The following is a 14,985-nucleotide window of genomic DNA, read 5'->3' as shown; positions in this document are numbered from 1 at the left end:
GGTGAAAGCAAATGGAAAGGAGAAATTAAATGGAGACATTTAAGAATCCAATTTTACCAGGCTTTTACCCCGATCCTTCAATTTGTAGGGTTGGGGATGATTATTATTTAGTTACGTCTACATTTGAGTATTTTCCAGGTGTACCAATTTTTCATAGTAAGGATTTAGTCCACTGGAATCAACTAGGTCACGTATTAGATCGATCTTCCCAGCTTAACTTAGACGAAACACCATGTTCGTGTGGCATCTATGCTCCGACTCTTCGTTATCATGAAGGAATCTTTTATATGATTACAACCTTTGTCGTTACGAGAACCGGAGAAAGAAAAAACTTTTACGTGACAGCAACAGACCCTGAAGGACCATGGTCAGACCCCTATTGGTTACAAAGTGCACCTGGAATTGATCCTTCATTGTTTTTTGATGATGATGGGAAATGTTATTATACGGGGAATCGTGTACCTGCTGGTGGTGAACAATATCCTAAGCAAAGGGAGATTTGGTTACAAGAATTAGACTTAGATAAGCAAGAATTAGTTGGTGAAAAAATTGTCCTGTGGGATGGTGCAGTAAAACAAGCAATAGCACCGGAAGGACCACACATCTATAAAGTGGAAGGTAAGTACTACTTACTGATTGCTGAGGGTGGGACAAGCTTTACTCATTCTGTTACTATTTCTCGTAGTAAGTCCATAAAGGGACCCTATGAACCATCCATGACAAATCCTATTTTGACTCATCGCCATTTGGGGAAAGGATATCCCATCTCTAATGTAGGCCATGGGGACATTGTACAAACACAATATGGTGAATGGTGGATGGTATGTCTTGGTTCTAGACCTTATGGTGGTGACTTTAGAAACTTAGGTAGAGAGACTTTTCTAGTTCCTTTTACATGGGAGGACGGTTGGCCAGTCATAAATCCTGGTAAGGGAATGATTGAACTGGAAATGCCTAAGCCAAAACTAAAGGAAAGAAAGTGGTCTTTATCTCCAGCATGTGATCACTTTGATAAGGAAAAATTATCTCACATATGGAATTTTGTTAGGACTCCCCGCGGAGATTATTGGTCTCTAAAAGAACGTCCTGGTTTTTTACGGTTAAAGCTTAAACCAGAAACGATCATGGAACCTTCAAATGCAAGCTTTATTGGAAGAAGACAACAGCATAAGAACTTTGTAGTAAGAACGTTAATGGAGTTTACACCGTTGGAAGAATGGGAATCTGCAGGAGTCATTTTGTTACAAAGTAGTCAATATCAACTTCGATTGGAATGCCGACTACAGAATAACAATAAAGTGGTCCAGTTAATAAGAAGGTCAGATGGAAGAGAAGAAACGTTACAAGAGCATCCACTTAACGTTTCAAAGATTTTTATCAAAATAGAGGCGGTAGGACAGCAATATAGCTTTTATTACGGTGAAAAATCTGAAGAGTGGAACACTTTCATAGAAAACGTGGATGGGTCTATATTAAGTACTGATATTGCTGGAGGCTTTGTAGGTACGTATATTGGTATGTATGCTAGTAGCAATGGGCAAACAAGCGATCATTATGTAGATTTTGATTGGTTTGAATATGTAGGTGACCCATATGAACAATAATCATTGGACGCCGGATAATTATTTGAAGCAATTGTATAGTGAAACGGTAACTAAACACCATCAGCAATATGATGGAAGGAGACAGTTGCTTAAATCGCAATTTATAAAAGCCATCGGTTTACCTCAGCAAATAGGAGGAGAACCTGTTTCATTTAAGCTATTAGAAGAAAAGGAATTAGACGAATATATTCGACAACGGGTAGAGGTTAAAATAACAGATTACATCAGAATACCGGTGTATGTTTTATACCCTAAGGAACCGAATGAAAAAGAAACTAAAGGGTCTGCTGTCCTTGCCTTACATGGACACGGGTATGGAAGTAAGGAAATTGTTGGTTTACATGCAGATGGTAGTGAAAATCTTGATGAACCAGGAATTCATAAAAACTTTGCGATTGATTTAGTTAGGAAAGGTTTCATTGTTGTGTGTCCAGAATTAGTAGGTTTCGGTGAAAGGAAGCTAAAGAAAGATAGTGAGGAATCCTCACATACGGATAATTCCTGTTACACCTTAGCTAGTCAATTATTATTATTCGGACAAACATTAGCTGGTTTAAGAGTCTTTGAATGTATGAGAGTCATAGATTTTATGATGACTTTAAAAGGGGTAAATCATCAAAGAGTAGGCTGTATGGGTTTCTCTGGTGGTGGATTAGTAGCAGTGTATACAAGTATTATTGATGAACGAATCAATGCTACGATTATCAGTGGGTATACGAATACTTTTCAAGGAAGTATTATGGCGAGGAAACACTGTCTCGATAATTATATCCCTAGTATTTTAAACCTTGCTGAGATGCCTGAGCTTATAGGATTAATAGCTCCAAGACCTTTATTTGTTGAAGCCGGAGTAAAGGACGAACTCTTTCCTAACAATCATGTAAAAACAGCAATAGATAAATTGGAACGCACGTATAAAGAAATGGGTTCGTTACATGCATTTGATCATGAAGTCTTTGATGGTGGTCATGAAGTGAGTGGTAAGAAGTCATATGATTGGCTAAAAAGAGTTCTTTGAATGTCTTATTATTCAATAATGTAATTTATACCTGTAAAATGTGTACGAAAGTTAACAATTAATATTTTTTATAGTAAAAGTTTAATAAGTTAATTGAAAGGAGAATGTAATGAGTGATAATATGAAAAGGATGGTCAACGTTGGAGACTATGAGAAGTCTGTCTGGAATGCAGATTTAGGTGATGGAACATACCAAAATCCAATTATCTATGCAGATTACTCAGACCCAGATATAATAAGAGTTGGTGATGATTTCTTTATGGTGGCATCGAGCTTTAATATGTCACCGTGTTTACCGATTTTACATTCTAAAGATTTAGTGAATTGGAAGATTGTGAATCATGTTTGTGATACATTCCCGTTAGATTCGTATGATAAGCCTCGTCATGGAGACGGTGTTTGGGCTCCAAGTATTCGTTATCATGATGGGAAGTATTGGGTGTTTTTTGGAGCACCTGATGAAGGAATATTTATGAGTACGACAGAAGATCCATTTGGAAAATGGTCTCCACTTCATTTAGTAAAAGAAGCAAAAGGTTGGATTGATCCATGTCCTTTTTGGGATGAAGATGGACAAGCCTATCTTGTCCATGCATTTGCTAGAAGTAGAAGCGGAATAAAGCATATTCTACAAATTTGCAAGATGAAGCCTGATGGAACTGCTCTTTTGGATGAAGGTACATACGTCTATGATGGGACAGAGAATCATCCTACAATGGAAGGCCCTAAAATGTATAAACGTAATGGTTATTATTATATTTTTGCACCTGCAGGTGGTGTTCCAACAGGCTGGCAAACAATCTTACGTTCAAAATCCATTTATGGACCTTATGAGGATAAAATTGTACTCCATCAAGGTAATACAGAGGTCAATGGACCACATCAGGGTGGATACGTTGAATTAGATTCAGGGGAATCTTGGTTTATTCATTTTCAAGATAAGGGTGCTTACGGTAGAATTACTCATCTTCAACCTATGAGTTGGGATAATGATTGGCCAGTTATGGGGCATAATGTAAATAAAGAAGGTATTGGAGAGCCAGTACTTCGCTGGGAAAAACCAAATGTACCAGTACAGCAAGAAATAATGAATCCACAAACATCAGATGATTTCCATACAGAATCTTTAGGTCTTCAATGGCAATGGCGTGCCAATCAGAAGCCATTCTGGTATACCTTACTTAACAATAACTTAAGATTACATTCCATCAGTCGCCCTAAAGATGTTGAGACATTGTACGATCTTCCTAATATATTAACACAGAAATTTCCTGCTCCTGCTTTTACGACAACAACTAAAATGCATTTTAATCCACAAAGTGATGAAGACTATACTGGGATCATTGTTTTCGGATTAAAATATTCAGGCTTAATGTTGAAAAAGTCAGATATGGGCTTAGATGTTATCCATTTTTTCGGAGATACGGAATCAGGAAGTACGCAGGAAGTTGAAAGCGTAGTAGGGCATATCGATGCTCAAACTTTTTATTTAAGGGTAGATGTACAAGAGAATGCTCATTGTCAGTTTAGCTTCAGTGAGGATGGTAATGATTTTCATGCTATAGATAAGCTTTTCACTGCTAAAGAAGGACAATGGGTTGGGGCACAAATAGGTATTTTTTGTATGAATAAAGGAAAGCAAGAAAGCTCTGGATTTGTAGATGTTGAATATTTTAATATACATCAATGTAAATAACTGGAATTACAAGGAGGAAATACAATGGGAGAACAACTATTATTTAAAGGAAAAGAGCCTATGCAATGGGCAGAGGAAGCTTGTAGAAGTTTAATGGATCAATATGAGCCAGTGAAGTTACCACCAAAAGACCGTTGGCATTATCATCAAGGGGTATTCCTTTGTGGGATGCGTGATGTTTGGGAAGTAACTGAGAACAATGAGTATTATGAGTATTTTAAAGAGTATGTTGATAAATTAGTTGATGAAGAAGGGAACTTCTATTTCCGTCGTAGTGAATTAGATGCAATTCAACCAGGATTATTATTATTCCCTCTATATGAAAAAACTGGTGATAAGCGTTATAAAGTTGCAGCGGATAAACTAAGAAACCTATTAAAAACATTAAATATGACAAAAGCAGGAGGATTTTGGCATAAAGATAAATATCCATATCAAATGTGGTTAGACGGATTATATATGGCAGGACCTTATACTATCGAATACGGTCAAACTTTTGATGAGCCTGAGCTTGTTGATCTCGTATTACATCAAGAAGGGCTTATGAGAAAACATACGAAGGATGAAAAGACTGGACTATATTTCCATGGGTATGATGAAAGTGGAGAAACTCCTTGGTCAGTACCAGGTACTAACACAGCTCCAGAAATTTGGGGACGTTCATTAGGCTGGTATGGTATGGCTTTAGTGAACATCATTGAAAGACTACCTGAGTCCCATCCAAAAAGACAAGAATTAATCGAAACCCTTCAAGAACTAGTAGCTAATATTGTTAAGTTCCAAGATGAAGAATCTGGACTATGGTATCAAATTGTTGATAAAGGACATCTTGAAGATAACTGGCTAGAGAGCTCAGGGTCTGCTTTATTTGTCTTTGCGATTGCCAAAGCTGTAAACAAGGGTTATGTCGATGCAAAATACATGGAAGCAGCGAAAAAAGGATATGACGGTATCGTAAATAATTACATTGAAGTAACGCCTACTGGTGGAATTGCCCTTACAGGTATTTGTATTGGAACTTCAATCGGTGTTTACGAATATTATGTTGATCGTGACACTATTGCAAATGACTTGCACGGTGTTGGTGCATTCGTCTTAGCAAGTGTTCAATTATACAAGTATTTTGCTTCTAAATAATTCTAAAATAAAAAGTGTCTCAAAGGCTTCAATTGCCTCTGAGACACTTTTTTTACTTTATTCCTATACAGGATTCATTTATATTTAATTCTGGGGTTAGTATGATTGAATTTGTAATATCTTTCTTCTCAATAATATCCAATAAGGCTTTGGTAATGGTATTAGTAATAATTTCATTAGGAACACCTACAATAGAAATAGGCTGATCGAATGTATTGATTTGAGGAATATTATCGTAACTAATAATAGAAATATCGTTAGGAATAGATAAATTCATTTCATTAATAGCTCGAATACTTCCTTTTGTTAAATCATAACTACCGCATATAATAGCTGTTGGTCTATTTGGCTTCTCTAATCTTGTTTTTAGGGCTAAATAACCATCATAAAGCTCAAGACCGAAAGTGTGAATAAGGGCATCATCTGGTATTTCATTAAAGCATTCTAACATACCTTGTTTAAAACCAATAACCTTTTCTTCTTGTAGTTGGTCCTGTTGTGAAACATCACCAATAAAAGCAATATTTTTATGACCAATACTATAAAGGTATCGGACTGCTAGTAATATTGCATCTCTCCGGTTTACATCCACAGTTGGGTGTATAGGTTCTTTCGCTATGCCATAAGATAGTATGGGAACGTTAGATGAATGATCATCTAAATAGCTTTTGTCGCTAAATACTAAAATGGCATCTACTTGCAGTCGATTAAATGTATTAATTGCAGACTCCACTCTATTTATTGAAAGTAATGTTGTATATGAATGGCATTCAAGCTCTTCGTTTATTTTTGTAATTAAAGCTGCATGAGCAGCCCTTTCAACGGTTGGCCAGACAACACCTATTGTATTTGATTTTTTAGAAACCAGGCTCCTAGCAGCTACATTTGGTTGATAACCTAGTTCATTTGCAATAGCAATTATTCTTTTCTTTGTAGGTGGTTTCACTAGTGGGCTGTCTCTTAGTGCCTTTGAAACAGTTGAATAGCTTACACCAGCTGCTTTTGCAACATCTTTAATTGTCACTCCCATTTTTTCCCCTCCTTTAATCCACTTTGAGAACTATATCTTTATCGTAAAAAAGTGATTGCGAATAAGTAAGTTATAAAATATTTTTATAAGGGCAAAAACTATACCTTCACCTTTGTACAAATAAATTTAATTGTAAAAAAGTTAATCAAAATGCATCGGATAACAACGTTGTTATTCTGTAATTATATCAAAAAGTTGATTCTTACGTATATAACGATTACCTATTAATTTTAAAATCTTTTATTAAAAGTTAGATTTTTTTACGTAATAAATTTTATGGTCTTCTTAGGTGAATAAACCTTAGAAAATAACCCTCCTTTTAAAAAAGAAATCGCTTTCATTTTATAGTGAAATCAAATCAAAAATGTATAAGGAATTACAAATTTTTAATACGTTACATTAAAATTCGAACGTTCTCGGATAAAACCTTAATCACTATTCAATTTTATGATTAGAATAAAACTTTACTAAAAAATAACAAAGGTATACAATAGTATGTAATGATAGCGCATACATTATTTTTTAGAAAAAAATAACAACGTTGTTTTTTTAGTGTAGACATAATACTATAACATTTTAACATAATTTTTTAGTATTTGTTCAAGATTATTAATATAGTAAGGAAATTGAAATCAAACTGTCATAATTAGCTTCATGGATGTTCCTTGTTACCCTTTTTAAAAGGGCTACAGGTAAAAATATCATCAAAAATTTGTAGAGTAAGGGGAGACGAGCATGAAAAAGAAATACGTACTAGTTGGCACTGGTGGAAGAGCTGAGTTCTTTTATGGTTCATTAGCAAAGGATTTTAAAGAAACAGGTGAATTAGTTGCATTTTGTGATTTAAATCAAACACGTATGGATTATGCTAACAAGTTACTCGAGGAAAAATATGAACATCATGCTATTTCTACTTATTTAAGCCATGAATTTGAAGAGATGATTAGTAAAGAGAAACCAGATTATGTGATTGTTACAACAGTAGATCGAACGCACCATACTTATATTAAAAGAGCTTTAGAGTTAGGTTGTAACGTTATAACAGAAAAGCCTATGACAGTAGATGCAGAGAAGTGTCAGGAAATTATTGATACGGTTCATAAAACAGGAAAAGAAGTAAGGGTAACGTTTAACTATCGATATGCTCCACACAATACAAAGATTAGAGAGCTTATTAAAGATGGTGTAATAGGTGATGTTTATTCAGTTAATTTTGAATGGGCACTAGATACACAACACGGTGCAGACTACTTTAGAAGATGGCACCGATATAAACAAAATAGTGGTGGTTTACTTGTTCATAAGTCTACTCACCATTTTGATTTAGTTAATTTCTGGCTCGGTACAACACCTGAAACAGTATATGCGAATGGCGGACTACGTTTCTACGGTAGAGAAAATGCTGAAGCTAGAGGAGAAACAAAGTTTTATCAACGGGCCCATGGAAGTGAATATGCAAAAAATGATCCATTCGCAATACAATTAGAAGAAAATCCACATTTAAAAGCAATGTACTTGGATGCTGAGAAGGAAGATGGATATCAACGAGATCAAAGTGTATTCGGTGAAGGGATAAGCATTGAGGACACTTTAGGTGTGATGGTTTCTTATAAAAATAAAGCTATACTAAATTATTCCTTAAATGCTTATTTACCTTGGGAAGGCTTTATCGTATCCTTTAATGGAAGTAAAGGTAGAATGGAAGTAAAGGTAAGAGAACAATCTTATATTAACTCTGGTGGAGATAAAGCAGATGAAGGAGCTCTTGCAGAGAAATCAATCCAAATACTACCAATGTTTGGGAAGCCTTATGAAGTCGAGGTAGTAGAAGGGGAAGGCGGTCATGGTGGTGGAGATCCATTATTATTGAATGATATCTTTGGGACTCCAGAAGAAGATGAATTCCATCGTGCTGCTAATCACGTTGACGGTTCCATGTCTATTTTAACAGGCATTGCAGGTAATATCTCATTAAAAACTGGTCAAGCAGTAAAAGTGGATAAATTGATTAAATTTTAAAAGAAATAAAAAATGCATCTATTTCACTAGTGAAGTGAAATAGGTGTATTTTTTTGTTTCTATTTACCTAAATAAATTGAAAAAAAACTAAAAAAAAATGATAAAAATGAAACTAAAATCCTAATTTAATTTTGCTTTGTAAACGAATTTAAGGACAAAGCTTATTAGTTTAATAATTCACATAATAGTAAGAGTTAATTAACTATGATACACTTTCTCCACACAAACAAATATATATAAAGGTAATCAAATTAAAATGTTTTTTGTTTTTGATTGTTTTATCTAATACAAGAATAAATCCTTAGGAAGACTTGGAACTTGGATTATTTAACATCATGTTCAATAACATAGATAGCCTGATTATTTTGAGGAAGGAGGATAGATTATATTACTTAGAAGATCCTTTTTGAAATTTTGCATTTTGCTTTGTTATTAAGGGAGGAGTGAACGTAAAATGAAAAAAATAATGTCTATTTCCATGATTTTTATTTTAATTTTTTCAATTTTCACAAGTTTCAGTGTTACCAACAATGAAAAAGTAAGTGCTGACGATGGTGATGAATTGACTTATTTGTTTTTTGATTTTGGGACAAGTTCTAGTCCTGTTGCGGAAAATTACAAAAAAGTTTCAAACACAATGCAATATAATAGCGAAAGAGGTTATGGTATAAGTAAAAATGTTGCAAGTAGAGATCGAGGAAACCCTGACCGCCTTAGAAGAGATTTTATCATTGATAGCAACTTTCATTTTTACGTTGATTTACCAGATGGTGACTATAAAATAAATTTGACTGCTGGAGATGATATTGCCTTTAATAGAACTGGCATCACTATAAATGGTGAAAGTAAAGGAGAAATCACTTCAAGTGCTGGGGAGTATACAGAATATACGGAAGTGATTACCGTTACTGGTGGTCAATTAGACATTCATTTAACAGAAAATGGCCGCATAAATGGATTAGAAATTCTTCCTATGACACCTCCGAATGATATAACAGTTGATAATAAAACAGTCTTACCTAATACTTCTGTGACACTCAACTGGAGTGAAGTAGAGAATACGAAACGATACAATGTATACAGAAAAGGATCAGAAGACTTTGGAAAAATTGGTAGTACTGAGTCAACGAGTTTCATAGATGAAGAAGGACTTGAAATTGGAAAAACATATACTTACGCTGTAACGCAAATCAATGAAGACAATATTGAATCTGCAAAAAGTGAAGAAGTATCTGTGGAGATGATTGATGAATCTGTTGATGTTTCATCTGCACCAAGTGGATTATCAATTGTAAGCGCTTCAGATGATAGAAATGAATTAAAGTGGGATCCAGTGGATGGTGCATTACAATATTATGTTTATCGGACAAAGTATGAGCATCGTCCTTACGAATTAGTAGGTGTCACAGAAGATGCATCATTTATCGACGATAATGTTTTAACTAGTCTTAACTTTTATTATAAAGTAGTAGCAATGAATTTAGGTGGATTTTCTGAGGAGTCAGATGTCTTAATCGCACCGAGTACGAAAGTAACATTGCGACAAATGGAGGATATTACCCGTAGCCCAGTTGCAGTAAAGGTGGAAAACGGGGTTTACCTTGGATGGAGAATGCTTGGAACAGATCCAGATAGCGTGGCATTTGATGTGTATCGAGATGGCGTGAAAATAAACGACATTCCGATAACTGAAAGTACAAACTACATTGATGAAGATGGTACAGCGGAGTCAATTTATCATATCCGTGCACTAAATGTATCGAATCAAGTAGAAACGGAGATCGCACAAGTATGGGAAGAACAATATTTAAGTATACCACTTGATAAACCTGAAGGTGGAGTTACTCCTGATGGTGTTGCATATGAGTATTCAGCAAATGATGCAAGTGTTGGTGATTTAACTGGAGATGGAAACTATGAAATTATCTTAAAGTGGGATCCATCTAATTCTAAGGATAATTCTCTTTCTGGATATACAGGAAATGTTTACATTGATGCTTATAAGCTTGATGGGACAAAGCTTTGGAGGATGGATTTAGGTAAAAATATTAGAGCAGGGGCACATTATACGCAGTTCCTTGTGTATGATTTTGATGGTAATGGGAAATCTGAAGTTGTATTTAAAACTGCTGACGGTACGATTGATGGACAAGGGAATGTGATAGGTGATCCTAATGCTGACTGGCGTAACAATCGAGGATACATCCTGTCTGGCCCAGAGTTTTTGACTGTTTTTGATGGAGAGACTGGAGAAGCTCTTGCCACAACTGATTATAATCCTCCGAGAGGAAATGTAGGTTCTTGGGGAGATAGCTATGGGAATCGTGTAGATCGTTTCCTTGCTGGTGTAGCCTATTTAGATGGGGAACGTCCTAGTTTCGTAATGACTCGAGGATATTATACACGATCTGTTCTTGTAGCTTATAATTGGAGAGATGGTGAGCTTACAGAAGAATGGGTATTTGACAGTAATGATCCTGGAAATGGGGCTTATGCTGGGCAAGGGAATCATAGTCTCACAGTTGGTGATGTAGATGGTGATGGCAAAGACGAAATTATTTTTGGGGCTATGGTAATTGATAACGATGGAACTGGCTTATACTCGACAGGATGGGGGCATGGGGATGCAAACCATATGACAAATTTAAATCCAAATCGCCCTGGTTATGAAGTGTATCAGCCTCATGAATCGTCAAGTTCACCAGTTGGATTTGGTATTCGTGATGCGGAAACAGGGGAACTACTCTGGGGCGTTCGAACGGGAAATGACGTAGGGAGAGCAATGGCAGCTGATATTGACCCTCGTTATGATGGAAAGGAATTATGGGCATCAGGTGGTAGTGGATTATTTACTGTAGAAGGGGAACTGATAACTGAAAATAACCCGAGATCGATCAATCATGCAGCGTGGTGGACAGGGGATCTTCTTCGAGAACTTGTTGACCATACATTTAATTCTAGTACAGACCCTCATGGTGTAGGTAAAATTGATAAGTGGGATTGGGAAAATGAGCAATTAGTAAATATCTTAACTCCAGAAGGCACTCGTTCAAATAATGGAACAAAGGGCAATCCTACACTTCAAGCCGATTTATTCGGTGATTGGAGAGAAGAAATTATCTGGCCTTCTGCAGATAGTACTGAGCTTCGAATCTACACAACAACAGATGTAACAGAGCATCGAATCTATACTCTTATGCATGATCCTATGTATAGACTAGCTGTTGCGTGGCAAAACGTGGCTTATAATCAACCTCCACATCCAAGTTTCTTTATCGGTCATAATATGGAGGAACCACCAACACCATATATTTTTACGGGTGATGTTATAAATGCAGATGTACAAGTATCTCCTAATACTTTAAATTTAAAATCAAATGGTGGGAAGAATTCGTTTAATACACGAATTGAGTTACAATCAGACTACAACATTTCTGATATAGATATTCCTACTGTAAAAATGAATGTAAATGGAAAATCCGTGTTTGCAGAAATAAGTCCTAGTAATAATAATGGTAATAGTGCAATGATAAAGTTTGATAGACAAGCAATTATCAATGCTTTCGACGGTATTACCGGGGAAATTGAAGTGACTATTACAGGGTATTTCACGAATGGTAATATATTTATTGGTAAAGATGTCCTTAAAATTATAAGATAACTGCATACTAATTAAGAGAAATAGTCTCTGTTTATAAGAAAATCGCCTCTTTGGTATGGTTGATGTACTTTAAATTATACCAAGAAAGGCGGTTTTTTCTTTTTCCTATAAGAGAATATAAGCAATCTTGATCTCATGAAGACATACAAAAAAATTAGCGTTTATTTCATTTGTTAAAAACATATAAAAAGTATTCAGATAAATTTAATAATACGATAAACTATTAATACATAAAAAAACAATAATAAAAAGTGAGCATTCTTTTTAAAAGTTAGCTCTGTTAAAGAATAGTATTGTAGCGTTGCCCGAGGAAATCGAGTGTCTGAAGCGATCGACAAGAACGTTTAACAGAGCCTAAAAGTTAAAAAATAACCAATAGCTAGTGTTCAGCTATTTTTAATAAACGAGTTTTCTCCTTTAATATAAAGGAGAGAGGGGTTCAATAATAGTTGAAACAACATTATTTAAATTAAATACTGCAAACTAAAAAATCTTCATGATAGTTGTGAAAATTGATTGGAAAATTCGGATGTGAAGAAAGAGGTAATTAGTATGTTAGCAGAAGAAAGATATAAAAAAACAGTAGAAATAGTTAATCAAAGAGGTAGCATTCGGGTATCTGAGCTTAGTGAAATTTTTACTGTTACTGAGGAAACTATAAGGAGGGATCTTGCTAAACTAGAAAAGGAAGGGAAACTTATTCGGAGCCATGGTGGAGCTGTATCTGCGGATGATAATCAGCCTGAGTTATCCTATTTAACCCGTGAAGTAATGAATGTTGAAGAAAAAAAGGAAATTGCAAGTGAATCCGTTAACTATATATCTGTGAACGATAGAATTTTTTTGGATGCAAGTACGACTGCTTGGTATACAGCAGCTGCTATTCCCAATATGTCCATTACAGTAATAACCAATTCTATTAAAGTAGTTCATGAGTTAGCTGATAAGAATAAAATTGAGGTTATTTGTATAGGAGGTAACCTTAGCCCTAGCTCTCTTTCTTTCGTTGGCCCTTTATCAGAAGCATCAATAGATTGTTTCTTTGTTGATAAAGCATTCATCTCTTGTAAAGGAATCCATATGGATAGGGGAATAAGTGATTCAAACCAATTTCAAGCGAGATTAAAACAAAAAGTGATACAACTATCTAATGAAGTATATTTAATGGTAGATAAAAGTAAGTTTGGTGTTCAAGCTTTAAAGAAAATATGTTCCTTTGACCAATTAAATCATATCATTACGAATAAGGATCTAAAAAATTCTTATATGGATAGCCTCATCAATATTGGAACTAATATTATTGTTCCTCAGACAAAGGAAATATAAGTTCTCTATAATATTATTATATTAGTAGGACCAAATAAAGAGATAATGTTAGTTAAGTAGAAAAGAACAAAGTGAAATAAGCTTGTTCTTTTTTTTGTACCCTGAAATAAAAAACATGTACGATAATTGTAACTACCCTTCAAGAATGCTAATTTATATTTCTAGTATAATTACATAATTTAACCAAATAATAGACGAAATAGTATAAAATAGTTAAAAAGTATTATTATTTTTGGAGGTTTAAATGTGAAAAAAATAAGTATTATTGTAGCAATTTGTGCACTTATTATTTTGATTTTTGGTAGTATCGTATTTGTTTTTCAAACAGAAGAGGAGTATGTAGAAGATGAAAAATTATCTGAGTCAGATAGTGTAAATGACTTTTCAGAAAATAATGAGGAAGAGGATGAAGGATCATTAGAACAAAAAAATGAATTGGAAGAAGAGGACGAAATAGAAGAGAAGGTGGAAGTCACCTCCGCTACTATTGCCGGTGTAGGTGATGTTTTAATTCATCGTTCCTTATATTATGACGCCTATGTAGAGGGAGAGTATAATTTTAAACCAATGCTTGAAAATACAAAGCCTTATATTAGCCAAGCAGATATTGGCTTTGCTAACCAAGAAACGATGCTAGGTGGAGTGGAATTAGGATTATCCGATTATCCCCTTTTTAATAGTCCTACAGAAGTTGGTGACGCTTTACAATATATTGGAATAGATGTTGTTAGTATTGCTAATAATCACACGCTAGATGTTGGGGAACAAGGCGTGTTGAATGCCATAGATTATTATGACTCCGTAGGGATGGTCTATACTGGAGGTTATCGTTCTGCAGAAGATCGGTTAGAAATTCGAACGATTGAAGCGAACGGAATTATATTTTCATTTTTAGCGTATTCTTACGGAACGAACGGTATACCAGTTCCTGATGGGAAGGAATACTTAGTTAATCTTATAGATAGAGAACAAATTAATGAAGATATAATTGCAGCTAAAGAAGTGTCAGATGTTGTTGTATTGAGCTTGCATTTCGGAAATGAATATGAACCAATGCCAAATGAAAACCAAAAGTCGTTAGCTAATGAATTTGCTCAAACAGGTGCAGATATTATTTTTGGTCATCATCCACACGTCCTGCAGCCTATGGAATGGATTGAACAAGAGGACGGACGCAGAACATTCGTAGCCTATTCTTTAGGAAATTTTATTTCTGGACAAGAAGGTGTAGAAAGGGAAATTGGTGGAATAGCTCAGCTTGAGGTTAAAAAAACAACAAAGGGTGAAGAGGTAACCATTGAGTTAGGAGACCCTCGGTTTGTTCCTGTTTTTACGTATAAGCATAATTGGAGGAACTATAAACTTCATATACTTGAGGATATTGGAGACGATGTTTTAATGAATGCCCAGCAGCATTATGAAAATACAAAGGAACACGTAGCCCAATGGATGCCGGAACTTCGTTTTGATTTTGATTAATAAAAGAATATCAGT

9 protein-coding genes are annotated in these 14,985 nt (G+C 35.0%); 8 read left to right on the top strand and 1 reads right to left on the bottom strand.

The features are described from left to right. Positions 1-29: 29 nt before the first annotated feature. From QA612_RS10145 to QA612_RS10130, 4 genes are all read left to right on the top strand, one after another. Positions 30-1,604: a glycoside hydrolase family 43 protein gene (locus QA612_RS10145; protein ID WP_278283702.1), complete on the top strand. Its 1,575-nt coding sequence runs from the start codon at positions 30-32 to the stop codon at positions 1,602-1,604. Then, on the top strand, positions 1,594-2,622 hold the full coding sequence (locus QA612_RS10140) for a dienelactone hydrolase family protein (protein ID WP_278283701.1): 1,029 nt from the start codon (positions 1,594-1,596) through the stop codon (positions 2,620-2,622). The genes QA612_RS10145 and QA612_RS10140 overlap by 11 nt, the downstream gene beginning before the upstream one ends. A 109-nt stretch (positions 2,623-2,731) precedes the next feature. Then, positions 2,732-4,318 (top strand): glycoside hydrolase family 43 protein, encoded by a 1,587-nt coding sequence (locus QA612_RS10135; RefSeq protein ID WP_278283700.1) that lies wholly within the window; start codon positions 2,732-2,734, stop codon positions 4,316-4,318. Between the two features lie 24 nt (positions 4,319-4,342). Beyond that, positions 4,343-5,455: a glycoside hydrolase family 88/105 protein gene (locus QA612_RS10130; protein ID WP_278283699.1), complete on the top strand. Its 1,113-nt coding sequence runs from the start codon at positions 4,343-4,345 to the stop codon at positions 5,453-5,455. 52 nt (positions 5,456-5,507) lie between these two features. Here QA612_RS10130 and QA612_RS10125 read toward each other — a convergent pair whose 3' ends face one another. Next, entirely contained in the window at positions 5,508-6,485 is a 978-nt protein-coding gene (locus QA612_RS10125) for a LacI family DNA-binding transcriptional regulator (protein WP_278283698.1), read from the bottom strand. 735 nt (positions 6,486-7,220) lie between these two features. On the opposite strand from QA612_RS10125, the gene QA612_RS10120 reads away from it, so the two are divergent. From QA612_RS10120 to QA612_RS10105, 4 genes are all read left to right on the top strand, one after another. Beyond that, a complete protein-coding gene (locus QA612_RS10120) occupies positions 7,221-8,504 on the top strand; it encodes a Gfo/Idh/MocA family protein (protein WP_278283697.1) in 1,284 nt (427 codons plus the stop codon). 454 nt (positions 8,505-8,958) lie between these two features. Beyond that, positions 8,959-12,165, top strand: coding sequence for a rhamnogalacturonan lyase family protein (locus tag QA612_RS10115; protein WP_278283696.1), 3,207 nt, complete (start codon positions 8,959-8,961; stop codon positions 12,163-12,165). A gap of 552 nt (positions 12,166-12,717) precedes the next feature. Beyond that, positions 12,718-13,491, top strand: a complete 774-nt coding sequence (locus QA612_RS10110) for a DeoR/GlpR family DNA-binding transcription regulator (protein WP_278283695.1) — start codon at positions 12,718-12,720, stop codon at positions 13,489-13,491. Between the two features lie 246 nt (positions 13,492-13,737). Beyond that, positions 13,738-14,970: a CapA family protein gene (locus QA612_RS10105; RefSeq protein ID WP_278283694.1), complete on the top strand. Its 1,233-nt coding sequence runs from the start codon at positions 13,738-13,740 to the stop codon at positions 14,968-14,970. Positions 14,971-14,985 lie beyond the last annotated feature (15 nt).

Source organism: Evansella sp. AB-P1 (assembly GCF_029688925.1).
Taxonomy (GTDB): domain Bacteria; phylum Bacillota; class Bacilli; order Bacillales; family Salisediminibacteriaceae; genus Evansella.
The sequence above is the reverse complement of the archived record's forward strand: the minus strand, read 5'-3'. Positions and strand labels throughout refer to the sequence as shown.

Bases quoted from the DNA above. Each gene is read 5' to 3' on its own strand.
- QA612_RS10130 (WP_278283699.1), top strand. From the start codon at position 4,343: ATGGGAGAACAACTATTATTTAAAGGAAAAGAGCCTATGCAATGGGCA.
- QA612_RS10115 (WP_278283696.1), top strand. From the start codon at position 8,959: ATGAAAAAAATAATGTCTATTTCCATGATTTTTATTTTAATTTTTTCA.
- QA612_RS10125 (WP_278283698.1), bottom strand. From the start codon at position 6,485: ATGGGAGTGACAATTAAAGATGTTGCAAAAGCAGCTGGTGTAAGCTAT.
- QA612_RS10135 (WP_278283700.1), top strand. From the start codon at position 2,732: ATGAGTGATAATATGAAAAGGATGGTCAACGTTGGAGACTATGAGAAG.
- QA612_RS10110 (WP_278283695.1), top strand. From the start codon at position 12,718: ATGTTAGCAGAAGAAAGATATAAAAAAACAGTAGAAATAGTTAATCAA.
- QA612_RS10145 (WP_278283702.1), top strand. From the start codon at position 30: ATGGAGACATTTAAGAATCCAATTTTACCAGGCTTTTACCCCGATCCT.
- QA612_RS10120 (WP_278283697.1), top strand. From the start codon at position 7,221: ATGAAAAAGAAATACGTACTAGTTGGCACTGGTGGAAGAGCTGAGTTC.
- QA612_RS10140 (WP_278283701.1), top strand. From the start codon at position 1,594: ATGAACAATAATCATTGGACGCCGGATAATTATTTGAAGCAATTGTAT.